This window comes from Kocuria sp. CH-021, assembly GCF_049716185.1.
GTDB lineage: Bacteria > Actinomycetota > Actinomycetes > Actinomycetales > Micrococcaceae > Kocuria > Kocuria cellulosilytica.
The window spans coordinates 109,655-133,250 of the sequence record NZ_JBNAFK010000008.1; the positions used below are offsets into that span (position 1 = coordinate 109,655).

At 74.7% G+C, this 23,596-nt stretch carries 22 protein-coding genes; 12 read left to right on the forward strand and 10 right to left on the reverse strand.

Annotated elements, in window-relative coordinates:
- Positions 1–165 precede the first annotated feature (165 nt).
- The 6 genes from ACPYN7_RS08060 to ACPYN7_RS08085 all read left to right on the forward strand — a co-directional run bounded on the left by ACPYN7_RS08060 (position 166) and on the right by ACPYN7_RS08085 (position 6,493).
- Positions 166–987, forward strand: coding sequence for a TrmH family RNA methyltransferase (locus tag ACPYN7_RS08060; protein WP_424347295.1), 822 nt, complete (start codon positions 166–168; stop codon positions 985–987).
- Between the two features lie 205 nt (positions 988–1,192).
- Positions 1,193–1,738 (forward strand): AMIN-like domain-containing (lipo)protein, encoded by a 546-nt coding sequence (locus tag ACPYN7_RS08065; RefSeq protein ID WP_424347296.1) that lies wholly within the window; start codon positions 1,193–1,195, stop codon positions 1,736–1,738.
- 227 nt (positions 1,739–1,965) lie between these two features.
- A complete protein-coding gene (locus ACPYN7_RS08070; protein ID WP_058875018.1) occupies positions 1,966–2,226 on the forward strand; it encodes a type B 50S ribosomal protein L31 in 261 nt (86 codons plus the stop codon).
- Positions 2,227–2,380: 154 nt separating this feature from the next.
- On the forward strand, positions 2,381–3,445 hold the full coding sequence (locus tag ACPYN7_RS08075) for a lipoate--protein ligase family protein (protein WP_424347297.1): 1,065 nt from the start codon (positions 2,381–2,383) through the stop codon (positions 3,443–3,445).
- A gap of 73 nt (positions 3,446–3,518) precedes the next feature.
- Positions 3,519–4,622: an LCP family protein gene (locus ACPYN7_RS08080; RefSeq protein ID WP_231738426.1), complete on the forward strand. Its 1,104-nt coding sequence runs from the start codon at positions 3,519–3,521 to the stop codon at positions 4,620–4,622.
- A gap of 101 nt (positions 4,623–4,723) precedes the next feature.
- Positions 4,724–6,493 (forward strand): glycosyltransferase, encoded by a 1,770-nt coding sequence (locus tag ACPYN7_RS08085; RefSeq protein ID WP_424347298.1) that lies wholly within the window; start codon positions 4,724–4,726, stop codon positions 6,491–6,493.
- A gap of 13 nt (positions 6,494–6,506) precedes the next feature.
- On the opposite strand, the gene ACPYN7_RS08090 is transcribed toward ACPYN7_RS08085, so the two are convergent.
- From ACPYN7_RS08090 to ACPYN7_RS08100, 3 genes are all read right to left on the reverse strand, one after another.
- Positions 6,507–7,397 (reverse strand): oxygenase MpaB family protein, encoded by an 891-nt coding sequence (locus tag ACPYN7_RS08090; RefSeq protein WP_424347347.1) that lies wholly within the window; start codon positions 7,395–7,397, stop codon positions 6,507–6,509.
- Between the two features lie 249 nt (positions 7,398–7,646).
- Entirely contained in the window at positions 7,647–8,321 is a 675-nt protein-coding gene (locus ACPYN7_RS08095) for a hypothetical protein (protein WP_424347299.1), read from the reverse strand.
- Positions 8,322–8,494: 173 nt separating this feature from the next.
- Positions 8,495–9,196 carry an SDR family oxidoreductase gene (locus tag ACPYN7_RS08100; RefSeq protein ID WP_058875014.1) on the reverse strand — a complete coding sequence of 234 codons (702 nt, stop codon included), beginning with the start codon at positions 9,194–9,196 and terminating at the stop codon, positions 8,495–8,497.
- A gap of 208 nt (positions 9,197–9,404) precedes the next feature.
- On the opposite strand from ACPYN7_RS08100, the gene ACPYN7_RS08105 reads away from it, so the two are divergent.
- Positions 9,405–10,799: an aldehyde dehydrogenase family protein gene (locus tag ACPYN7_RS08105; protein ID WP_424347300.1), complete on the forward strand. Its 1,395-nt coding sequence runs from the start codon at positions 9,405–9,407 to the stop codon at positions 10,797–10,799.
- Between the two features lie 36 nt (positions 10,800–10,835).
- Here ACPYN7_RS08105 and ACPYN7_RS08110 read toward each other — a convergent pair whose 3' ends face one another.
- From ACPYN7_RS08110 to ACPYN7_RS08125, 4 genes are all read right to left on the reverse strand, one after another.
- A complete protein-coding gene (locus ACPYN7_RS08110; protein ID WP_424347301.1) occupies positions 10,836–11,543 on the reverse strand; it encodes an AfsR/SARP family transcriptional regulator in 708 nt (235 codons plus the stop codon).
- A gap of 170 nt (positions 11,544–11,713) precedes the next feature.
- Positions 11,714–12,664, reverse strand: coding sequence for a hypothetical protein (locus ACPYN7_RS08115; RefSeq protein WP_424347302.1), 951 nt, complete (start codon positions 12,662–12,664; stop codon positions 11,714–11,716).
- Positions 12,665–12,943: 279 nt separating this feature from the next.
- A complete protein-coding gene (locus ACPYN7_RS08120) occupies positions 12,944–14,626 on the reverse strand; it encodes an ABC1 kinase family protein (RefSeq protein WP_424347303.1) in 1,683 nt (560 codons plus the stop codon).
- Complete coding sequence (locus ACPYN7_RS08125; protein WP_424347304.1) at positions 14,623–15,780, reverse strand: hypothetical protein; 1,158 nt, start codon at positions 15,778–15,780, stop codon at positions 14,623–14,625. The genes ACPYN7_RS08120 and ACPYN7_RS08125 overlap by 4 nt, the downstream gene beginning before the upstream one ends.
- Before the next feature lie 192 nt (positions 15,781–15,972).
- On the opposite strand from ACPYN7_RS08125, the gene ACPYN7_RS08130 reads away from it, so the two are divergent.
- Together ACPYN7_RS08130 and ACPYN7_RS08135 are read left to right on the forward strand one after the other, a co-directional pair.
- Complete coding sequence (locus ACPYN7_RS08130; RefSeq protein ID WP_058875008.1) at positions 15,973–17,397, forward strand: hypothetical protein; 1,425 nt, start codon at positions 15,973–15,975, stop codon at positions 17,395–17,397.
- Between the two features lie 66 nt (positions 17,398–17,463).
- A complete protein-coding gene (locus tag ACPYN7_RS08135) occupies positions 17,464–17,667 on the forward strand; it encodes a hypothetical protein (RefSeq protein ID WP_058875007.1) in 204 nt (67 codons plus the stop codon).
- Positions 17,668–17,775: 108 nt separating this feature from the next.
- Here the strand turns inward: ACPYN7_RS08135 and pepN are convergent, their stop codons facing one another.
- On the reverse strand, positions 17,776–20,400 hold the full coding sequence (gene pepN, locus ACPYN7_RS08140) for an aminopeptidase N (protein WP_424347305.1): 2,625 nt from the start codon (positions 20,398–20,400) through the stop codon (positions 17,776–17,778).
- Positions 20,401–20,502: 102 nt separating this feature from the next.
- On the opposite strand from pepN, the gene ACPYN7_RS08145 reads away from it, so the two are divergent.
- Positions 20,503–20,961 (forward strand): DUF2243 domain-containing protein, encoded by a 459-nt coding sequence (locus ACPYN7_RS08145; protein WP_424347306.1) that lies wholly within the window; start codon positions 20,503–20,505, stop codon positions 20,959–20,961.
- Positions 20,958–21,743, forward strand: coding sequence for a cytochrome c oxidase assembly protein (locus tag ACPYN7_RS08150; RefSeq protein ID WP_424347307.1), 786 nt, complete (start codon positions 20,958–20,960; stop codon positions 21,741–21,743). Before ACPYN7_RS08145 ends, ACPYN7_RS08150 begins: the two co-directional genes overlap by 4 nt.
- A 12-nt stretch (positions 21,744–21,755) precedes the next feature.
- Here ACPYN7_RS08150 and ACPYN7_RS08155 read toward each other — a convergent pair whose 3' ends face one another.
- Both ACPYN7_RS08155 and ACPYN7_RS08160 read right to left on the reverse strand, forming a co-directional pair.
- Positions 21,756–22,028 carry a hypothetical protein gene (locus ACPYN7_RS08155; RefSeq protein ID WP_058875005.1) on the reverse strand — a complete coding sequence of 91 codons (273 nt, stop codon included), beginning with the start codon at positions 22,026–22,028 and terminating at the stop codon, positions 21,756–21,758.
- A complete protein-coding gene (locus tag ACPYN7_RS08160) occupies positions 22,025–22,396 on the reverse strand; it encodes a hypothetical protein (protein WP_424347308.1) in 372 nt (123 codons plus the stop codon). Before ACPYN7_RS08160 ends, ACPYN7_RS08155 begins: the two co-directional genes overlap by 4 nt.
- 176 nt (positions 22,397–22,572) lie before the next feature.
- On the opposite strand from ACPYN7_RS08160, the gene ACPYN7_RS08165 reads away from it, so the two are divergent.
- Entirely contained in the window at positions 22,573–23,556 is a 984-nt protein-coding gene (locus ACPYN7_RS08165) for a polysaccharide pyruvyl transferase family protein (RefSeq protein WP_424347309.1), read from the forward strand.
- Positions 23,557–23,596 lie beyond the last annotated feature (40 nt).

Here is a 23,596-nt window from a genome sequence, read left to right on the forward strand (position 1 = left end):
GGCGGCCGCGGGCCCCGGCACCGTGCGGAGCCCGCGCGGCCGCCCACGTCCGGGCGGGAGCAGGTCCCGGGGACGGCACCGGCTACGATCGGGGCGACGCCGCCCCGACCAGGGTGCCGGCCACAGGGCCGCACGCCCACGCTCCCGCCGACCCGAAGAGACCCCGTGACCGACTTCCCCCACCTGATCCGCCTCGAGAGCGCCGACGACCCCCGGGTCGCCGACTACGCCCGCCTGACCGACGTCAAGCTGCGGCGCAGGCTCGAGCCCGAGCGCGGCATGTACATCGCCGAGTCCTCCAAGGTGCTCCGCCGGGCCCTCGCGGCGGGGCACGTGCCCCGCTCCTTCTTCATGGCGGACAAGTGGCTGGAGGACCTCGCGGACGTGCTGGTGGCGCACCCGGACGTGCCCCTGTACGTCGGCGCGGACGAGGTGCTCGAGCAGATCACGGGCTTCCACCTGCACCGCGGGGCGATCGCGGCCATGCAGCGCCCGGAGCCCGTGGAGCTGGAACGGCTCCTGGCGTCGTCGCGGCGGATCGCCGTCCTCGAGGACATCGTGGACCACACCAACGTCGGGGCGATCTTCCGCTCGGCCGCCGCGCTCGACGTCGACGCCGTGCTGGTCACCCCCCGCTGTGCCGACCCCCTGTACCGCCGGGCCATCCGGGTCTCCATGGGCACCGTGTTCCAGGTCCCGTGGACCCGGCTGCAGCACTGGACCGCCGATCTGCAGCGGATCAAGGACGCCGGCTTCACCACGGCGGCGCTCGCCCTCGGCGACGACTCGCTCACCCTCCAGGAGCTGTCCGCCCGCCGGGACGAGAAGCTGGCGCTGGTCCTCGGCACCGAGGGGGACGGGCTGAGCGCGGCCACCGTCCACCACGCGGACCTCACCGTCCGGATCCCGATGTCCCACGGTGTGGACTCCCTCAACGTGGCCGCCGCCTCGGCCGTGGCGTTCTGGGAGACCCGGCCCGCCCGGTGACGACCGGGCCGCCGGGGAGGCCCCGGCACGGCTCCTCGTGCGCGACGGCCCCGGCGGCCGCAGCGGGTCACAGTTCGGGCGTCGATCACCCTCCGACCAGTGCTGTTGGCATCCGTGAAGTCTATTCTGGGAGGGTCTGCGAGGCCCGGTCCGAGAAACCGCGGCACCAGCCGGCGTCCGGGCGCAGAGGAACAGCAGGTGTGTCATGAAGAAGCTGATCTCGTGGCTGGCGGTCCTGGTGCTGGCCACGGGGCTGGGGCTGATCGTCCCCGGCAGCGCCTCCGCCGCGGCGCCGTACTGCGGCATCCGGTGGGGGTCCACCCCGGAGTACTCGGAGGTGTACACGGGCGATGTGATCACCGGCGTGCGTTCCGGCCGGCACGCGTGCTTCGACCGTCTGGTCGTCGACCTCCGCGGGGACGACGTCCCGGGGTATCGCGTGGCGTACACCGCCGTCACCGAGCAGGGTTCGGGACGGGCGGTCCCCCTGCGCGGAGCGGCCGATCTGCGGATCATCGTCCACGCACCCGCCTACAAGGACGGCAGGGCCACCTACCTCCCGAAGAACCGGCGGGAGGTGGTGGACGTCAGCGGGTACCGGACGTTCCGCCAGGTGGCCTGGGCCGGCAGCTTCGAGGGGCAGACCACCATCGGCCTCGGCGTGCGCGCGCGGCTGCCGTTCCGGGTCTTCGTGCTGGACGGCCCGGGGAACGGCTCCCGGCTCGTGGTCGACGTCGCGCACCGGTGGTGAGCCGGTCCCAGCACCGGGAACCGCCGGGCGAGGGGCCCGGCACGTGCCGAGCCCCTCGCCCGGCCCGCACGGGCGTGAATTCCCGCCGGGGATCCGGTACGCTGGACCGCTGGTGCCCGATGCCCCCGCCCTTCTCGAACCGCGCGGACGGACGACGACGGCGCACCGCCCACCGAGCGAAACCGTGGCTGGCAAAATCCAGGCACCAACGAAAAGGTTTGAACCCCATGAAGACTGACATCCACCCGGACTACCACCCGGTCCTCTTCCGCGACCTGGCCTCCGGCAAGACCATCCTGACCCGGTCCACCGCCACCTCGCAGAAGACCGAGACGTGGGAGGACGGCAACGAGTACCCGATCATCGAGGTCGAGATCTCCTCGGAGTCCCACCCGTTCTACACCGGCAAGCAGCGCATCATGGACTCCGCCGGTCGCGTGGAGCGCTTCAACGCCCGCTTCAAGAACTTCGGCAAGTCCAGCAGCTGACGTTCGTCCCGCTCGCGGGGCACAGCACCATCGCGCGCAGGCCCGGACCGCACAGGTCCGGGCCTGCGTCGTCCCCGGGGGCCCGGGCGTAGGCTGTCCCGGGACCACCAGCAGGACGGATCGAACAGCAGCACAGGACGGCGGGGAGGCGCGGATGACGCAGGAGCGGCGGCACGGGGAGTTCAAGGTGCAGGGCGGGAAGCTCGTGGTCGTGGACCTGGGCGTGGCCGACGGCCGGCTGGTCGACGTCTCCGTCAACGGGGACTTCTTCCTCGAGCCGGACGAGGCCCTCGTGGACATCAACGCCGCGCTGACCGGCCTCGGCGAGCACGCCACCCAGCAGGAGATCGTCGGGGCCGTCGAGGCGGCGCTCGCGGACGACGTCGTGCTGTTCGGCTTCTCCCCGCAGGCGATCGCCACTGCCGTCCGCCGGGCGCTGGCCCACGCCACCACGTGGGACGACCACGCGTGGGAGATCATCCCGCCCACGGTCCGGCCCACCCTGGAGAACCTGGCGCTCGACGAGGTCCTCGCCCGCGAGGTCGGCGCCGGCCGGCGCCCGCCCGCCCTGCGGCTGTGGGACTGGGAGGAGCCGTCCGTGGTGATCGGCTCCTTCCAGTCCCTGCGCAACGAGGTGGACGCGGAGGGCGCCCGGCGGCACGGCATCTCGGTGGTGCGCCGGGTCTCCGGCGGCGGGGCCATGTTCATGGAGGCCGGCAACTGCATCACGTACTCGCTGTACCTGCCCCAGACCCTCGTGGACGGCCTCAGCTTCGCCGAGTCCTACCCGTTCCTCGACCGGTGGGTCATGCAGGCGTTCCAGGAGATGGGGCTGGAGGCGTTCTACGTCCCGCTCAACGACATCGCCACGGAGCACGGCAAGATCGGGGGCGCGGCCCAGAAGCGCTTCGCGGGCGGCGGCATGGTCCACCACGTGACCATGAGCTACGACATCGACGCCCAGAAGATGACGGAGGTCCTCCGGATCGGCCGGGAGAAGCTCTCCGACAAGGGGCACCGCTCGGCCAAGAAGCGCGTGGACCCGCTGCGCCGGCAGACCGGCATGGCCCGGGCCGACGTCGTGGACAAGCTCATGGAGGTCTTCGCGGGGCGCTACGGGGCCGCGCAGGGTTCCGTCCGCGAGACCGAGCTCGCCGCCGCCCGCCGGCTGGTGGCCGCGAAGTTCGCCACCCCGGAGTGGATCACCCGGGTGCCCTGAGCCGCCCGCGGCACCTCGCCGGTCGAGTGCTCCCAGGCACCTGTCAGCCGCTTCCGAGCACGGGAGGCCTAGCATGAGCGGCACCGACCGCCCACCGACCCGGGAGCCCATCATGTCCGTCGACGACCGCGACGCCGCCCGCGGCGTCCACCCCGCCGACCGGGACGCCGACGGCGTGGCCGTGCCGCGGCACCGGCGGCACCCCGTCCGCCGGGTGCTGCTCGTGCTGCTGGGTCTCGTGCTGGTCCTCGCCCTGGCGGCCGGTGCGTTCGTGTGGAACCTGGGACGGACCTTCGACGCCCGGAAGCAGGTCGTCGAGGACGCGTTCCCGCCGGAGGGCGGACGGCCCGCCGCGGGCTCCGCCCGGGACCGGGGCACCACCGTGCTGCTGCTCGGGGCGGACAGCCTGCCCGGCGGGCGGGCGGACGTGGGCGTCGTGGGGGAGCGGGCGGACACCATCATGCTGGTGCACCTGCCCGAGGACGGCGGGGAGGCCTACGTGCTCTCCGTCCTGCGGGACACGTGGGTGCCGATCCCCGGCGTGGGCGAGGCCAAGATCAACGCCGCGCTCGACCTCGGCGGCGTCCCGCTGATGGTCGAAACCGTCGAGGAGCTCGTCGGCACCCGGGTGGACCAGGTCGCCGAGGTGGACTTCGCCGGCTTCCAGGCCCTCACCGACGCCCTGGGTGGGGTGACGATCGACGTGCCGCAGGACTTCGTCTCCAACGAGGGGATGACCTTCGAGGCGGGGCCGGAGCACATGGACGGGGAGCGGGCCCTCGAGTTCGTCCGGGAGCGCAAGGCCTTCGAGAGCGGGGACTTCCAGCGCGTGCAGAACCAGCGCAGCTACGTCCGGGCCGTGCTGGAGCGACTGCTCGGCCCGCAGACGTTGCTCAACCCCGTGCGGCTGCACACCGTGGTCACCGACTTCTCGCCCTACCTGACGGTGAGCGAGGGGCTCGACTCGTCGTGGCTCGCGGGACTGGCCCCCGACCTGGCCGGGCTCTCCGCCGGGGACCTGCACCTGTCCACGGCACCGCAGCTCGGCCTGGGGGTGTCCCCGGACGGGCAGTCGGTCGTGGTGCCCGACCTCGAGGCGATGGCGGGGATCGGCGCGGCCATCTCGTCGGGCGATCTGGGCGGATATCTTGCTACGCTGAGCCCTGACGATCAGTAGCTCCCCGCCGGCGCCCGTGACCGGCGCGGACCGACTTCCCCCGCCCGCAGCACGCCCCGTGATCGACCGGGACGGCCCCTCTTGACCCCCGCGAGAAGGCCATGCCGCACACCCCCCGCCCCTTCAGTCCGGACGACGAGCCCCAGGCCTTCTGGCTGCCCGCGGCCCGTGCCCTCCCCACCGGTGCGGCCCGGCCCGCCGCCCGCGCCCTGCTGCGCAGTCCCTGGCCCGAGGCCGGTGCCGCCGTGGCCCGCGCCCTGGGCCCGGACGCCGCGGCGCAGCGGCGGCTCGAGGCACGCCTCCGCCGCGCCCGCCGCGGGAGCCCCGCGCCGCGCACGGCCCGCCGGCTCGCCGAGGCGGCCCTGTCCGCGGGCCGCGTGGCCGAGGCGGACCGGCTCCTGGCGCAGGTGCCGCCGGACACGAGGGACCTCGCCGGCACGAGAGCCCGCCGGCACCGCCACGTCGGCCGGATCTCGGAGGCCGTGGTCGAGCTGCGGCGTGCCGCAGCCGCCGGGCGGGCCACACCGGGGGAGCGGCGCCGGCTGCTCCACTACGAGGACGAGCTGCGGCTGCTCTCCGGCTGGCGCCCGGCCCTCACCCCCGTGGTGGGCTACCGTCCGGAGCCCGCGTCCGTGCTGCACGTGCTCGCCGAGGCCCGGCCGCGCGCCCGGGGGCGGCGCGCCCCGCGCGCCCACTCCCTGCTCTCCGCGACCGTGGCCCAGGGCTGGACCGTGACGGCCGTGACACGCCCCGGGCCCGCGGCCGCCGTCGGCAGGGCGCCCGGGGCGGACGCCGAGGTCCTCGACGGCGTCTCCTACCACCGGTTGCTGCCCGCCGGCCGGGCACCGACCCCCACCGCACGGCTGCAGCGGGAGGCGCAGGCCCTGCTCGAGCTCGCCCTGCGCGCGCGGCCCGCGGTGCTGCACACCACGAGCCGTGCCGGCAACGCCCTCGTGACCCGCGCGGTGGCGGAGTCGCTGGGCATCCCGTGGGTCTACGAGGTGCGGGAGCTGCCCGCCGACCGGTGGGCGGCCTCCCGCCCCGCCGAGGCGGCCACGAGCGAGCGGCACCGGCTCGAGAGCGCCCGCGAGGTCGAGGTCCTGGCCGCCGCGGCCGACGTCGTGACCACGAGCCGCGCCATGCGCGAGCGGGTGCAGGCGCTCACACGGGCTCTTCCGGGCGGCCCGGTGCCCGTCCGCGTGGCGCCCCCGGCCGTGGACGGTCCGTACCTGGCGGATCCCCGCCCCCTGCAGGAGGCGCGCCGGGTCCTGGGGCTGCCGGAGACGGCCCGGGTGGTGGGCGCGGTCGCGGACCTCGTGGAGCACGAGGGCCTCGACGACCTCCTGCGCGCCGCCGCCCTCGTGGCCGCCGACGTGCCGGAGCTCCTCGTGGTGGTCGTGGGCGACGGCCCGGCCCGGGCCGAGCTCGAGGAACTGGCCGTGCGGCTCGGCCTGGGCGGGCGGGTCCGCTTCGCGGGACGGGTCCCGGACGAGCAGGTCGTGCAGTACCACCAGGCGTTCGACGTGTTCGTGGTCGCGCGCAAGGACCGCCCGGTGACCCGCACCGCGGCCCCGACCGAGTCCGTGGAGGCCCTGGCCACCGGGACCCCGGTGGTCGCCACCCGGCTGCCCGTGCTCGCCGAGACCGTGACCGACGGCATCACCGGCATGCTCACGCCGCCGGAGGAGCCCGAGACCCTCGCGACGGTCCTGCGGATGATGCTCGAGTGCCCCGCCGTGCGCCGCTGCCTCGGGGTCGAGGGCCGGCGGCGCATCGTGCCCGGGCGGACCTGGCCCGGCGTGGCCTCGGCCGCCGCGGAGGCCTACGACCACCTGACCGGACGCGCCCGGTCCGAGGAAGAGTCGGCCTGAGCGCGGTGGGGTCTCAGAGCAGACCGAGGCGTGCGAGGCGGCGGCGTGCGGCGGCCTCGCTCGGCCCGGTCTCGCCGAGCGCCCTGCCGACCACCGCCAGGGTGAGCCCGGCGGCGCTCCGGGTCGGCAGCGGTACCGGGCCCAGCCGCGGACGGCCGAGGCCGAGCAGCTCCAGCCGGTCCTGCGGCATCGAGTCCACGACGGCGGCGAACAGGGCGCGGTAGCCGGGCAGCAGCACGGGGTCCAGGGGCGGGCGGCGCAGGAACGCCACGACGTCCTCGACCCGGTCCCCACCGGCCAGCCGAGGGCCGTAGGAGCGCAGGCGCTCGTCCAGCTCCGCCTCGGAGCGCGGTGGCCGGGCCACGCCCATCAGCCGCCCGGCCACCGCCCACTCCCGCACGTAGGCGTCCGGCCCGCCGGGAATCGTCCCGCCCCACCGCTGGTGGCAGCGCAGGAAGGCGTCGGTGAACGCCAGGTGGACCCACTCGGCCAGGTCGGGGTCGTTCGCGCAGTAGGGACGGCGCACGCCGTCGGCCCCGGTGTAGCTGCCGCGCACGCTCTTGTGCAGACGGCGGACGTGCGCCGAGGCCCGGCGCGCGGCGGTCGTGTCCCCGTAGGTGACGGTGAAGATCCACCGGATGGTCCCGGCGAGGCGTCCCAGCGGGTCCGTCCGGTAGTCCGAGTGCTCGACGACGCCGGCCAGTGCTCCCGGGTGCAGGGCCTGGGTGAGCAGGGCGCGCACGCCAGCGGGGATGGTCGCCATCGACCCGTGCACGGCCCATACCGCCGAGCCGGGCCGGAAGTGCCCCGCGTCCTCGCCGTCGGCCAGCGCCAGCTCCCACTCGGGCACGCGGTCCGCCCGACCGGCGAACGTCGTGCGCAGCCTGTCCTGCAACGGGGCCATCAGTCCCACGCCGGTCTCCTCTCCGCTCCCGGTGCTCTCCGTGCCGTCCATCATGGCCTGCGCCCCCGACATCCGCTGGGGATTCGACACCTTCTGGGGCGTCGACAGCTCATGGGGCTCCGGCAGCTCCTGGGCCTCGACATGTCCGGCACGGGTCCGGGGAACGGGTCGCACGGGGGCGGGCGGCGCGGGGGGAGCCGGCGACCGGCGCGGCAGCCGGCGACGGCGGGGCCGGCGCGGCCGGCACGGTCAGGACCCCTCCGGGCCACCGGCGACCAGCGAGGCCAGGGGCGCGCCCTCGAGGAAGTCCACCAGAGCGGGCGAGCGGGTCACCACGGTCTCCTGGTAGCGACCCGGCAGCTCGGGGTCCTTGCCGATGACCAGCTGCTCGACGTCGTCCTCCAGGAACATCGCCAGGATCCCCCGCAGCAGCTCCAGCACCGTCCCGTCGCGGAGCATGCCGCGCACGGCGCCGGGCACGCGGACGGTGCGCTCGCCGTCGAGCACGACGTCGACGAAGTCGGGGGTGTCGCTCTCCGACCAGCGCGCCGTGCTCGCGGCCGCGATCGTGCCGGTGACCTCGACCGTGAGGGTGACCACGATGGTCGCCTCCGTCAGCGCCGCCTGGATCTCCTCCGCCCGGCGCCGGTCGCGGCGCCTGCGCCAGCGGCTCGGGCGCACGCGGTCGACCACCAGGTACTCCAGCTGCAGCTTGCCGCGGCAGACCTCCAGGAAGGACACGGTGACGGCCTCGGCGGGGCTGCCGCCCCGGACGGCGGCGTAGGCCCGGCGCAGCAGGTCCTGCAGGTCGGTGGAGCCGCGGGCCAGCGTGGGCGCCGAGAGGCTCACGGGCCGGCCGTGGGCGTCGAGGCAGCGCACCGTGATCGGGACGCGTGCCACCGTGGTGTCGAGGGGGGAGTCCACGCTGACGTCGAGCCTTCCTGTGAGGACGGGGAGTGACCCCATCATAGATGCGCACGCATTGTCCGGGTCCTGCGCGCGCCGTCCCCCGTTGTGGGGACGAGTCCGCTCCCACGAGGGGCGACGGCCGGCCCGGTCGGTGCTCGCGCCGTCCGGGCCGGCCGTCGCCGGAGCGATCAGGGCCAGGAGCCCTCCTCGGCGTGGGCGATGAACAGCTCGCGGACCTCGCACCCCCGGGGCTGGGCGAGGGCGAACAGGACGGCGTTCGCCACGTTCTCGGGATCGTTGAGCTGGGAGTCGTCCTGGGGCTTGTACTGCTCGTCCCGGTCGTCGAAGAAGCGCGTCTTCATGCCGCCGGGGATGAGCTGGGTGACACCCACCTCGCCCTTGAGCTCCGCGGCGAGGGCCTGGCTGAAGCCGAGCACGCCGAACTTGGACGCACAGTACGCCGTGGCGTCCGAGACGCCCTTCAGCGCGAGGGTGGAGGCCACCGTGATGACCCGTCCCCGGGACTCCCGCAGCGCGGGCAGGGCCGCGCGCACCGTCGAGACGGTGCCGAACAGGTTGACCTGCACGACCTTCTCCCACTCGGCGGCCGCCACGTCCTCGAGCCGGCCGCAGCGGTCGATGCCGGCCGCGGTGACCACCGCGTCCAGGCCGCCGGCGGCCTCCACGGCCCGGCGCACCGTCTCGGTCACCGCGGCGGTGTCCGCCACGTCGACCTCGTAGGCGGTGACGCCGGTGAGCGTGCTGATGTCCCGGTCCAGGACGATCGGGGTGCCGCCGTTGTCGCGGACCGCCTCCGCCACGGCGGCGCCGAGTCCGGAGGCACCGCCGGTGATCAGCACCCGGCCGGGGCTGGTGGGCTGGAAACTCATGCAACTTCCTCTCTGCTGGGCACGGCCCCGCCCGCGGCGGGTGCCGCGGGCGGGGTGTGCTGCTCCACGTCGGAACAGGGTCAGGCCGCGCGGGTGCGGCGGCCTGGTCACTGCTACCGTATCCGGTCCCGGCCCGTTCGTAAGTAAGCTCATCAGGACGGCCCCCGAGGTGCGCACGCGCACGCCCGCCCGACGGAGAAGGAGTTCCATGACCACCGCAGCACCCGCCACCGCCCCGACGACCGAGCTCACCGTGCTGGACCCGCGGGACGGATCCACGGTCGGCACCGTGGCCGCGGCCACGGAGGAGGAGGTCCGCGCCGCCGTCACGGCCGCCCGTGCGGCCGCCCGGGACTGGGCCCGGACGTCTCCCGAGGAGCGCGGGAAGGCCCTGCGCGCCGCCGCGGACCGGCTGGCCGAGCACGCGCAGGAGCTCGCCGAGCTCAACGCCCGCGAGACCGGCAAGCCCGTCGAGGAGTCCCTCGGCGGGGTGATGGCCGGGGTCGGCACGCTCCACCAGTACGCGGAGCTCGGACCGGTGCACCGGGGGCACAGCCTGCGCGGCAGCGTGCTGGCGGCCGACTACACCGTCGCGGAGCCGCGCGGCGTCGTCGTCGCCCTCACGCCCTGGAACGACCCCGTGGCGGTGGCCGCGGGCCTGCTCGGCGCCGCGGTCGTCACCGGCAACACCGTGGTGCACAAGCCGAGCGAGCGCTGCCCGCACGTCGGGGCGCGGCTCGGGGAGATCCTCGCCGAGGCCCTGCCCGCCGGGGTGCTCGGCACCGTCAGCGGCGGCGCCGCGGTCGGGGAGCTGCTCACCGCGCTGCCCGGCGTCGACGTCCTCGCCCACGTCGGCTCCACCGCCACCGGGGAGGCCATCGCCCGGGCGGCGGTCGGCACCGGCGCCCACGTGGTCCGGGAGAACGGCGGCAACGACGCCCTGGTGGTCGACGACGACGTGGACCCCGTCTGGGCCGCCGGCCAGGCCGCCCTCGGCGCGTTCGCCAACGCGGGCCAGATCTGCGTGGCGGTCGAGCGGATCTACGTGCACCGCGGCGTCGCCGAGCCGTTCCTCACGGCACTGGCCGAGGAGGCGCGTCGGCGCAACACCGAGGGCACGCTCGCCCCGCTGGTCGACGAGCGGATGCGCGAGGAGGTCCACCGTCAGGTCGCCGACAGCGTCGCCCGGGGAGCGGTCGTGCTCGAGGGCGCACGGGTGCCCGAGGGCCCCGGGGCGTTCTACCCGGCCACCGTCCTGCGCGGGTGCACCCCTGGGATGACCGTGATGACCGAGGAGACGTTCGGACCCGTGGCCCCGGTGCAGGTGGTCGACAGCTTCGAGGAGGGGCTCCGGCTGGCCGCGGCCGACCGCTACGGGCTGGCCGCGACCGTGCTCACCGGGCGGATCGCCCACGCCCAGCGCGCCGTGGCCGAGCTGCCGGTGGGCACGCTGAAGGTCAACAACGTCTTCGGCGGCGCCCCCGGTGGCGCCGCGCAGCCGCGCCGGGCCTCCGGCGCGGGCTTCGGCTACGGGCCCGAGCTCCTGGACGAGATGACCCAGGTCAAGGTCGTGCACATCGAGATGCCGCCGGCGGCGGACTGAGCACCGGCCGGCCCGGCGGCATCCGGGTCCGGGACGTCACCGCCGGCGCAGGGGCTCGAGGAGCCCTCGGACCCGGTCCGAGGGCTGCTCGCCCAGTTCCCGCGCCAGCTCGCCGCGGTAGTCCCGGAACGCCCGCCACGCCTCGGCCTCGTTGCCCAGGCGCAGGTGCGCGCGGAGCAGCAGGCTCACGGTGCTCTCGCGCAGGGGAGCGGCGTCGCGCAGCGTCCGGGCCAGCGCCAGGGCGTGGTGGACGTCGCCGTGGACGAGACAGAGCTCCGCCCGTTCCTCGACCGCGTTGACGTAGAGCTCCTGCAGCCGGGCCTGCTCCTCGAGCACCCAGTCGTCGTACCAGCCCGGCAGCAGGGCAACGCCGGGGCGGTCCAGCACCCAGGCGTCCTCGCTTCCGGCGGACCAGGACGCCACCGGGCGCACGAGCAGCTCGAGGAGGTGGTGCAGGTCCACGTCCACGGCCTCGGACAGTCCCAGGGCGCCGCCGCGGCACTCCACGGCCCCCGGCACGCGCCGGGACAGGGTGAAGACGGCGGTGCGCAGGCTGCCGAGCGCGTGGTCCTCCGGGCAGTCCGACCACAGCAGCCCGGCGAGGTAGTGCCGGGACCGGGGGCCGTGGATCGCCAGCGCCGCCAGCAGCCGCTGCTGCCGGGTCCCGGTCCGCACCCTGGTCCCCTGCACGGCGGCGTCCCAGCTCCCCAGCAGGCGCAGCGTGATCGTCCTTCCGTCGCCCATGACCTTGCTCCCCCCCGGCTGACCAGGCACGATGTCAGCGCCCGCGCTTCACCGCCATGCTGGGACGCGGCGCGGGGGAAGTCAACGACATGACGGGCCGCACGGCGCGTGCGACCGTCCCGGTCCCCGCCGGCCGCGCCGCGGGCCGGCGGGGACCGGCCGGGCGGCGGTCAGGACCACCACTTGTGGTAGAGGCGGTTGTCGCTGCCGATCCCGCAGACATCCACCCGGTTGCGGCTCCAGGAGACCGCCGAGGGGTTGTGCTGGACCCAGCCGCCGAGACTCTCCCAGTGGCTCCAGCCCTGGTCGTACCACTTGTGCCACACGGCGTGGTCCGTGCCGAGCACGAAGCAGTCGATCCGGCCGGGCGCCCAGGACGAGGCCCCCGTGCCGCCCCGGCAGTCGCCGCCGAGGCTCTCCCAGCCGCTCCAGCGGCGCCCGTTCCACCACTTGTGCCACAGGGCGTTGTCCGTGCCGATGCCGAAGCAGTCGATCCGGCCGTAGTCCCAGGAGACCGCGGAGGGGACGTGCCGCAACCGGCCGCCCAGGCCCTCCCAGCGGCTCCAGCGGCGCCCGTTCCACCACTTGTGCCACAGGGCGTTGTCGGTGCCGAGCACGAAGCAGTCCAGGCGGTTGCGGTCCCAGGACGAGATCCCGACACCGCCGCGGCACCGGCCGCCGAGGCTCTCCCAGCCGCTCCAGCGGCTCCCGTTCCACCACTTGTGCCACAGCGCGTTGTCCGTGCCGATGCCGCAGACGTCGATCCGGTCGCGGCCCCAGGAGACGGCGGCGGGGTTGGACTTCAGCCGGCCCCCGAGGCTCTCCCAGTCGCTCCAGCCGCGGGCGTACCACTTGTGCCACAGGGCCCGGTCGGTGCCGATGACGAACGTGTCGAGCCGGCCCCGCGCCCAGGAGGACACGCCCGTGCCGTACCGGCAGTCGCCGCCCAGGTCCTCCCACCCGGACCAGGCCGTGGTGGTGACGGGCGCGGCGAGGCCCGCGGGGGACGAGGCCAGGGCGGCCCCCGTGCCCAGCACGGCCCCGGCCGTGAGCAGATTTCTCCGTGACACCCCGCTGGGCGCGGCGGTGGTCCGGTGGTCGGTGAGGTCCTGAGCGGTCATGGCGTGCTCCTCGACGCGGGCGGGGCCGGCCGGTGGGACGGTGACCCGCCACGGTGGATGCGGTGGGCGCGACCGGAGCGGGCGGCGGACGTGGTCCCCGGCCGCCGGGACGGTCCCGGAACGGTCTCCCGGTCGCACGGACATCGTCCGGCCCGCGGTGTGATCCCGGCGTGACTACCGTCGGGGCATGTCGGGGCATGTCGGGGCATGTCGGGGCAGGTCAGGGGCGCGTCGTGCTGCCGCGGGCCGGGCTGCGGACCGCGGCGCCCGGAGGCGGGCTCAGAAGCGGCGGCGGACCCGGACGGTGTTGGCCAGCCGCCGCACCTTGGGCACGTTGGTGGAGAGCACGAGGTAGCCGGTGAGAGTGCCCACGGTGGTCGCCCCGCCGGCGATGAGGGGCACGTGGAACCTCCGCCACCGCTCCGGGTCGGACGCGAGGATGTGGGCCATGCCGTTGATCGAGGCGGCGATCACCGCGCCGGCCACCACCTGGTGGCCGATCTTCTCGCCCCGCTTGAGCAGCGGTTCGAACTCGTCGGCGCGCAGGTGGACGTCGAAGCCGCCGCGCTCCAGGACCACGATGAGCCGCCGGAGGTACTCGGGGGCCTCGACGCCCATCTGCACCGCGTCCTGCAGGATGTCGCGCAGCCGCTTGGCGAGGATCTCGGGGGAGAGCCGGTGCAGCACGAAGCGCTGCGCGTACGGCGTGAGGACCGAGACGAGGTCGAACTCCGGGTCCAGGCCGGTGCCCACGGACTCCGCCGTGACGAGCATCCGCAGGAACAGCGCGGACTCGCGCGGCAGGTGCATCCGGTAGCGGCGCAGCATCCCGATGAGGTCGCCCATCAGGTGGCCCACCCGCACCTCGTGCAGGGGCTTGTTCGAGTAGCGGCGCAGCAGGATCGCCACGTCCCGCTCGAGATTCTTCTTGTTGACGTCCTGCTCCTGCGAGGTCAGCCCGAGCAGCCCCGCGGCGACCCGCCGCGGGTTCTCCTGCACCACGCCGAGCATCAGGGTCACCAGGTGGTCCCGGAACTCGTCGGTGAGGGTGCCCATCATGCCGAAGTCGATGATGCCGATCCGACCGCCGGTCTCCACGAAGAGGTTGCCGGGGTGCGGGTCCGCGTGGAAGAAGCCGTGCTCGAAGATCATCCGGCAGATGGCCTCGGTCGAGTCCACGGCCAGCAGGTGCCGGTCGAGCCCTGCCTCCTCGAGCGCGGGGTAGTCGTTGATCTTGATCCCCCGGATCCGCTCCATCGTGAGGATCCGGGAGGTCGAGGCTTCCCAGAAGATCTCCGGGATGTGCACGCGGGGGTCGCCCATGAAGTTCTCGGCCATCCGCTGGGCGTTGCGGGCCTCCGTGAGGTAGTCCAGCTCGTCCCGCAGGGACTGGGCGAACTCGTCCGCGAGGCCCTCGAGGTCGAAGTGCTCCACCGCCGGCCAGTAGGTGGACAGCAGCTTGGCCAGCTCGGAGAGGATCTCGAGGTCCCGGTTGACCTCCTCGACGACGCCGGGGCGACGCACCTTCACGATGACGTCGACCCCCTTGTAGACGGCCGCGTGCGCCTGGCCGATCGAGCCGGTGGCGAGCGGCACGGGGTCGATCTGCGCGAGGATCTCCTCGGCCGCGGAGTCCGGCTCCGACTCGATCATCGCGCGGATCCGCTCCGGCGGCACGGGGGGCGAGTTGTCCTGCAGCCGCGTCAGCTCCTGCACGTACCGCGGCGGCAGCAGGTCCGGCCGGGTCGAGACGACCTGGCCGAGCTTCACGAAGGTGGGCCCGAGCTCCTCGAGGGCCTGCCGCAGGTGGACGGGCTGGCTGTAGAGCTTGTCGGGGTCGATGAGCCGGACCCGCGCCAGCGGTGCCCGCCACTCCTCCTTGATCCCGCCGAGGGCGAAGCCGAAGCCGTGCTTCGAGAGCACCTCGAGGATCTGCAGGAAGCGTTCCCGGCGGCTGATCATCGGCGGGCCGCTCCGGTGCTCATCCGGGCCAGATAGAAGGACATGAACCCGGTCGCGACGGCCACGATGAAGCACAGCGCGCTCACCAGCGGCTCGATGCCGAGGAAGACCGTGCCCACCCCGCCCAGCAGCACGGTCATGGCGAGCAGGGCCCACACGGCCGCGTGCACCCGGCCGAGCACGCCAGGCCCCGGGCCGGCGGAGGACCGCTGGGCGGACACGTCGTCGTCGTGCGCGGGCCGGTCGGTGCCGCCGGCCGCCGCCGCGGACACGGCCAGGCCCTTGCGCCACTTCTTCGCGTTGCGCGAGCGGTCGGCCTCCGCCGGGACGTAGGCGTCCGGGACGGGATGGCTGTCGGCGGGCGGCAGCAGCTCGGGGACGTCGTTGGGCAGCCGCTCGAACCACTCGGCGGGGATGTCCTCCGGGCGCGCGGCCTGGAGCGTCATCGAGACCTCGAAGGCCGAGCCCCGGATGGTGCCCCACACCGCGGTGAGCCGGTCCTGCTGGAAGGCGTGGTCGATGATCGGGATGAACTGCTGGGACATCTGGGTGGAGAGCCGGCCCACCTGGCGGCGCTCGTAGAGCACGTCGACGATGTCGAGGGTCTGCCCGTGGTGGTTGCGGACCTTGTTGGTCTCGAGGGTCAGCATCACGCGGCCCTCCCCGGACGGGGGGATGACGCTGTGCAGGTACTCGGCGAACTCCTGCTCGTCCAGGACCTTGATGGAGGGGCCCTGCGGCAGCACCGCCGCGTGCGTCGGGGGCGTGTTGAGCGGGAAGAGCAGGTCCGGGGCGGCGATCGACAGCCGCGCCGCGGCGTCGACCTCCGCCTGCCCGTCCTGGCGCAGGACCGTGGCCTCGAGCTTCAGCGGCGCCACCGGCGTGTAGCCGGAGGCGATGACCCGCGCGAGGTAGGGCCAGTACCGCTGCGCGTCCTGCTGGGCGAGGTGCCCGATCTTGTTGGGCCCGATCCGCACCGAGACCGTGTGGGGGTCGAAGGGGTTGTCCGGTTCCGGGACCAGCGCCGCGTTGCCCGTCCAGGTGCGCAGCTTGCCGAAGGACAGACCGCCGAACACCCGCATGATCTCGGTGTCGTAGAAGTTCTCCGTGACGATCTCCAGAGAGCCGCGGTCGTTGAGCGCGTAGTCGGTCATGGTCTCCCTCGATGGAGCTGGGGCATCAAGTCGTCCTCAGCATCTCACGATTCCCGGGACGCCCGGTTCATTGTCCGGCCCGTACGGTGTCCGCGCTGACTGGTGCAATGATGGCCGATCAGGACACCGGGCGGGCCCCGGTGGCCGTCCCGGGACGAGAGCCGGACCGGGAGCCGCAGAGGAGGCGCACGGATGCCCCAGGGCCAGGTCCCCCCGCCCGAGCCCGGCCGCCCGGCGGTGGACGTCGACGTGCTGCGCACGCTGTTCCTCAGCCCCGCCGACTGGATCCACCGCCGCGTGGAGTCCGTGCTGATGAGCCCCGACGGCGTCACCCGCCGGAAGGTCTCCCTCGACGTGGACCTCGCCGCGCGCGCCCCCTGGCCGGCCGACGCCGCCGGCCGGCTGCTGGTGCCCGTGACCATCCAGGCCAAGCAGCCCCTGCGCAACTTCGACGCCGTCTGCCAGGGCGACCCCGTCCCGGTCCTGAGCACGGAGGACAACGGCGCGCTCGCCGAGCTGCTGCTGCGCGGGCTGATCCCGGAGCAGCTGCCGCCGGCCGAGGCGGCCGTCCTGGCCCACGACCACGTCCCGGCGATCGTGCACGCCCCCGAGCTGCTCGTGGAGGACGCTCTCGACGGGTTCTGGGCCTACTGCGAGCACCTGCGGGTGGTCGTGCAGGAGCTCGTGGACCGGGGGATGCTCCCGGCGGAGGACGCCGAGCACTGGGATGCGGACCTCGCGCTGTTCACCACGGTGGCCGACCAGCTGGCCCGCGGCTTCCTGCTGACCTTCGCGCTGCCGGAGGAGTTCGCGGGACGCCGGCTCGTGCTCAAGTACTCGATGGACGAGCAGTACGCCGCCGGCGGGAGGCCGCGCGCCCGGGACCGGCTGCGGCACTGCTGGATGCCGTGGGTGGGGCGGGTCGGCCTGCACGACCTCGCGTCCTGCCGCAGCTTCCACCTGGAGCTCACGGTGCCCGCGGAGGTCCGGCTGCACGAGTTCACGGTGCTCTCGCACGAGGGCGGGCGCCCGGGCGGTGCGGGGGGATCTCACCGGGCGGTGGACCGGGTGCTCGCCGAGGACCGCACCGTGCGGCGGTGGCCCGGGGCGGTGCGCGGCCACCTGGCGCTGCGGCCCACGTCCCGCTTCGACGACGCCTTCTGCGAGATGGTGATCCTGCCGGCGCGGCAGGGGATCACGGCGTTCGCCTCCGTGGCGGTCAGCCTCATCACCGCGGTCCTGCTGCTCGTGGGGCTCGTGTCGACCGTGCGGGAGCACGTCCTGGGGCCCGGCTGGCAGGTGCCCTCCGCGGCGGCGTCGATCGTGATGTCCGTGGTGGCGGTGCTGCTGTCCTGGATCAACCGGCAGCCGGAGCACGACGTCTCGGTGCGCGTGATGCGCCCCCTGCGCTACGCGCTGAACCTGGAGGCCCTGGTCATGCTGATGCTCGCCGGCGCCGCGTCGGTCCCCTTCACCCCGGGGGCGGCCGCGGCGTACTGGGCGGTGCTCGTGCTGCTGCACGTGCTCTCGCTCGTGCTCGTGGCGCGCACCTGGTGGGTGCGGCGCTCGGTGGACCGGGGCTGGTACACCTCCCGGGCGCGGCGGCACGGCCGATGACCGGCGGCGCTCTGTTCAGTGGGACGGCGGCCTCCTACACTGGAGGAGTCACGGAAAGGATCCACCATGGCCTATGACGCCCGGACCGGTCCGCAGGCGCCCCAGCCGCGCCGCGAGCACCGCAACGACTCCAAGGTGAACCTGCTGCAGCTGGGCAACTCGTCGATGTCGCTCGGCCAGAGCCTCGACCGGCGGGTCTTCAAGTCCAACGAGGACGCCCAGCGCGCCGTCGACCGCGTGCTGCGCCGCTCGGGGCGCCCCGCCGCCTGATCCCGGCCCGCCCGGAACCGCCGGACCCCCAGACGCTCGCGATCCCCCCGGTGCCCACCGGGGGGATCGCCGTTGCCCGGGCCCCGGCGCGGGGGTGTCGGCGAGGGGTCAGGGCCGCGCCGCCGCCTGCGCCCGCAGCGCCCGCAGCAGGTGGTCCCGCTCCTCGACCAGGATCCGGCGCAGGGCCGCGGGCGCTCCGGCGTGGCTGTTCAGCCACAGCTCCGTGCGGGCGAGCACGGGGTGGTGCCCGGGGTCGTGGCCCGGTTCGAGGTCGGCCCCGCCGGGGTAGAGGCCGGCCACGATGCGGGTGGCCATCCCGATGGACCGGTGCGCCCAGACCTCCTCCAGCATGCCGAAGTACCGCTCGCGGTAGGGCTCCACCAGTTCGGCCGGGCCCAGCCGGAAGCCCTCGATCGTGGCGGTCAGCAGGTCGTTGGACAGCTCGTCACCGGTGATCGCCTCCCACGCCGCGGCCTTGGCCCCGGGCAGCGGGCGGGCGGCCCGGGCGCGGGCCCAGCCGACCTGCCCCGTGCGGGTCCGGTCACCGGCGTGCTCCCGCTCCAGGGCGGCCTCCAGCTCCGGGTCCTCGCCGTGGCCGGTGGCCGCGAGCGCCGTCCACAGCGCCCAGCGCAGCTCCGGGCCCAGCCGCAGCCCGGGCAGCGCGTCCCGCCCGCCGAGGAGGTCGCGCAGCCAGCCGGCGTGGCTGCCGTCGCGGCGGGCCGTGCGGGCGGTGAGCCGGGCGAGGGCCAGCTGCCGGTCGCTGCCGGGGTCGGCGCGGCGCAGCTCCCGGACGGCGGCGTCGAGCAGCCGCCCCCGCAGCCGGGCCCGGCGGGCGGTGGGGGTGAAGCGCTCCACGGCCTCCACGGCGTGGTCCACGGCGGTGCTGAACATCCCGGTCCGCGGCTCGGCGAAGCCGTGGTCCAGGACGGCGCCCACCCAGTCCCCGGGGTCGAGCTCGGCGTCCCGGGTCGCGTTCCACAGCCCGGACCACAGCTGGGCGCGGGCCATGTCGTCCTCCACGGAGGACAGGGAGCTCAGGGCCGTGGTGAGCGAGAGCGGGTCCAGGCGGGTCTTGGCGTAGGTGAGGTCCTCGTCGTTGACCACCAGCAGGGGAGCGGTGGAGCCCACGAGCTCGGGGACCTCCACGGACGCCTCGGCGGGCAGGTCCACGCTGACCGTGCCGGTGCGCACCAGGACGTCCCCGGGCCCGCGCTCGTAGCCGCCGAGCAGCAGCCGGTGCGGGCGCAGCACCCCGGGCCCGGGGTCCTGGAGCAGCGCGGCGAAGGTCACGGTGCCGTCGTCGTCCCGGGCGAGGTCCAGGGTCAGCGAGGAGACGCCGGAGGTGGCGAGCCAGGACTCGGCCCAGCCGCGCACGTCCCGCCCGGAGGCCTCCTCGAGCACGGCCAGGAAGTCCTCGAGGGTCGTGGAGCCGTAGGCGTGCCGGCGGAAGTAGGAGCGGCACGCGTCGACGAACGGCTCGTAGCCCACGAACGCGACGAGCTGCTTGAGCACCGCGGCGCCCTTGGCGTAGGTGATGCCGTCGAAGTTCTGCCGGGCGGCCTCGAGGTCCTGGACGTCGGCGACCACGGGGTGGGTGGTGGGCAGCTGGTCCTGCCGGTAGGCCCAGGCCTTCCGGCGGTCCGCGAAGGCGATCCACGCCTCCTCGAAGTCCGTGGCCTGCACGGACGCGTGGGCGCCCATGAACTCCGCGAAGGACTCCTTGAGCCACAGGTCGTCCCACCACGTCATGGTCACCAGGTCCCCGAACCACATGTGGGACATCTCGTGCATGAGGGTGTTGGCCCGTCCCTGGTACTGGGCCCGGGTGGCCCCGTCCGGGAACAGGTACTCCTCGGTGAAGGTCACCAGCCCGGGGTTCTCCATGGCCCCGAGGTTGTACTCGGGCACGAACGCCTGCTCGTACTTCCCGAACGGGTACGGGTAGCCGAACAGCTCGGTGAAGAACGTCAGGCCCTGGCGGGTGAGGTCGAACAGCTCCGCGGCGCCGGTGGCCGCGTCCAGGTGCTCGGCCAGCGAGGCCCGGCAGTACAGGGCCAGCGGCACGGACATCCGGCTGCCGTCCTCGAAGGAGTGCCGCCACTCGCCGGCGACCCGGTGGTACGGGCCGGCCAGCACCGTGGTGATGTACGTGGAGATCCGCTCCGTGGGGGCGAACTCGTGGCGCACCGCCCCGGCCCGCTCGGCCTCCGGGGCGGGGGAGACCGCCATCCGCACCCCGTTGGAGGAGACCTGCCAGCCCTCCGGGGCCAGGACCGTGAACCGGAACGACGCCTTGAGGTCCGGCTGCTCGAAGTTCGCGAAGACCCGGCGGGCGTCCGCCGGCTCGTACTGGGTGTACAGGTAGACCCGGCCGTCGGCCGGATCCACGAACCGGTGCATCCCCTCGCCGGAGCGGGAGTACCGGCCCCGCCCGGCCACCGAGACCTCGTTGCCGGCCTCGAGGGACGGGAGGCGGATCCGCGCGCCCTCGACGACGTCGTCCGGGTCCAGCTCCCGGCCGTTCACCGTCACCGACTCCACGGAGTGGGCGATGAAGTCCAGGAACGTCTGGGCGCCCTCCTCCGCGCCGAAGCGCACGGTGGTCACGGACCGGAACGAGTCCGCCTCCGGGTCCGGCGCGGTGGACAGGTCCAGCAGGACGTCGTAGCTCTCCACGGCGACGAGCTCGGAACGGTCGGCGGTCTCGCTGCGGGTCAGGTTGTCGTTGCGCACCGTGCCATTGAACCACCCGCCCCGCCCCCGGGCCCTGGACGGCGGACCGGCCCGCCGTAGGCTGGACCGCGAGCCCGCCCGAGCGCACAGGAGGACATCCGCATGGCCGACCAGGACCGCCGGACGCTGCTCGCGGGCACCCTGCTGGGGGCGGGGACCGCCGCTTCGGTGGTGGACCTCGCCGTCTTCCACCTCCTCCTGCACTGGCACCACTTCTACGACCTGTCCACCACCGGGGTCGCCCTCGCCTCGGACGGGCTCTTCCACGCCTTCGGCTGGTTCACCACCGTGGGCTCCCTCTTCCTGCTCGCCGACGTCCGGCGCCGCGGTACCGTGCCCTGGCGCCGCTGGACCGGGGGCCTGCTCCTGGGCCTCGGCGCGTTCCAGCTCTTCGACGGCGTGGTCCTGCACAAGGTGCTCGCGATCCACCAGATCCGCTACGGCGTGGACCTGCTGGTCTACGACGCCACGTGGATCGGCACGGCCGCGCTCGCGCTCGCGGCGGGCCTGCTCCTGCTCCGCCGCTCCCGGCCGGCCCGCGCCGAGCGCCCGGGACGATGACGCCCCACCACGGGGCCACCGGCTGGACCGTCCTGGAGGGGGCCGTGCTCGTCCTGCTCGCCCTCGGCGCCGTGGGCTGGGTGGCGGGCCTGTGGGCGGCACGGCACCGCGGCCCGTGGCCGGCGCACCGGAGCGTGCTGTGGTGCGCGGGGCTGCTCTGCGCCGGAGCGGCGCTGGTTGGCCCCCTCGCGGACGCCGCCCGCACCGGCTTCACCGCCCACATGGCCGGCCACCTGCTGCTGGGGATGGCCGCCCCGCTGCTCCTGGTGCTCGCCGCCCCCGTGACCCTGGCGCTGCGCGCGCTGCCCGTGGCCCGGGCCCGGGCCGTGTCCCGTCTCCTGCGCACGCCGCCCGTCCGCGTGGTGACCCATCCGGTGGTGGCCGGGCTGCTCGACGCGGGCGGCCTGTGGCTGCTGTACACGACCGGGCTGTACGGGCTGATGCACACCTCGTCGCTCGTGCACGCGGCGGTGCACCTGCACGTCCTGCTCGCGGGCTGGGTCTTCACCGCGGCCGTGGTCGGGGTGGACCCGAATCCGCACCGGGGCTCCTTCCCGCTGCGCGCGGGAGTGCTGATCGGCTTCCTGGCGTTCCACTCGGCGCTCGCCAAGCACCTGTACGGCCACCCCCCGGAGGGCGTGGCGGCCCCGGACGCCCGCGCGGGGGCGCAGCTCATGTACTACGGCGGGGACGTGGTGCACGTGGCGCTGGTCGTCGTGCTCTGCGCGCAGTGGTACGCCGCCGCCCGTCCGCGCGCCCGGCCCGCCCGGTCCACCGCCTGAGCGGACCGCGGGTCACGCCCCGGACGCGGCGTCCCGGCGCGCCTCGAGCTCCGCCACGAGCTCCTCGTGCCGGTCCTGGGTGACGGGGTGGGGACCGTCGGCGTTGACCAGGTACTCGTGCTCGAGCTGGCACACGACCCTGCTGTGCAGGACCTGCAGCTCCACGAGGGGCAGCGCGGAGAGCTCCGCGGGGAAGTCGCAGTCCGGGCCCAGGCACGTCTCGCAGTCCGGGGACCTCCCGGCACCGGTGCCGGCCGGGGACGGGACGGTGTCGACGCCGCTCATGCCGCCACCCCCTCCGCCCCGGCGCCGTGCCGCGGCGCGGGGGCCGGGACGTGCGCACGGACCGCCGGACGGGACGCCTCGGCGAGACCGAACGGCACCGGCCGGGTGAGGATCCGGACGGAGCCTCCGGGCTCCGGCGCGGGGCTCTGCTCGAGGGACCACCGCAGGAGGTCCAGGCCCTCCGGGTCCACGTGCTGGGCCCCCGTGAGGTCCACGGCGACGGCCGCGTCCGGGAACAGCGCGCGGGCTCGGCCGACCAGCGGGGTCAGGGTGCGGTGGTTGTGCTCGGTGAGATCGCCGGTGACCACCAGGCGCACGCACCGGGTGTCCAGCTCGATCTGCACGACGACGGACAGGGAGTGGTCCATGGAGGGGTCCTTCCACGACAGGACGTCACGGCCGGCTGCTCGACCCGTGCTGTCGATGGTAGATGCCCGTGACGTGGGTCACCAGATGCTGTGCCGAGTCGTTACGGACGTGAGTGTGCCCACAGCCGGCCCGCGGAGGGACCGCGGGCGCCGGTGCGCCCGGTAGCGTCGGAGCCATGCGCATTCTCGTGGTCGGTTGGTCCAGCGTCCTGCACGGCGAGGCGACGGCCGGCGACGTCCTCGCCATGGACGCCGTCGCCGACGCCCTCGGCACGGCGGGCGTCCCGCACGACGTCGCGTGGAGCGCCGTCATGTGCCCGCCCGGCGGGCTGCGGCTCGACGACGCCGAGCCCGCCGACTACACCCACCTGCTGTTCGTGTGCGGTCCGGCGACCGGGCGCTCGATTGCCGGGCTGCACGAGCGCTTCGCCCACTGCCGCCGGATCGCGGTCGGGGTCAGCGTCCTCGACCCCCGGGACCCCGTGACCGCCGGGTTCCACCGCGTCATCGCCCGGGACCGCCCCGGTGCCGGTGCCCACCGGGACCTGGCGGCACGGGCCGTGCCCGGGCTCGTGCCCGTCCTGGGCGTCTACCTCACCTCCGGGCAGCACGAGTACGGTGCCCGCCGCCGGCACGACGACGTCCGGGCGGGGCTGGAGGAGTGGCTGGGCCGGCTCGACGCCGCCCGGCTGCCGCTCGACACCCGGCTGGACCCGCGGGACTGGCGGCTGCCCGCCACCGCCGCCCAGGCCGGCTCGGTCATCGCCCGGCTCGACACCGTGGTGACCATGCGCATGCACGGCCTTGTCCTGGCGCTGCGGGCCGGCGTGCCCGCGCTCGCCGTCGACCCCGTCGCGGGCGGCGGGAAGGTCACGGCCCAGGCGCGGGCCTGGGACTGGCCGGCCGTGGTCGGCGCCGACGAGCTCGACCCCGCCCGGCTCGACGAGCAGCTGCGCTGGTGCCTGTCGCCGGCCGGGCGCACGGCGGCCGGGGCGCGGGCCACGATGACCCCGAGCGGTTTCGAGCAGCTCGACGAGCTCCTCCGGGACCTCCTCGCGGACCTGTCCGGGGAACCGGGCCGGGACGCCGACGACGAGTTCGACCGCGAGCTCGGCGCGGAGCTGCCGGCGGTCGGGGCGGCGGGCTCGCAGCGGCGCTGACGCAGGCCCTATGTCAGCCGCCTGATCATTTTGTGCCATA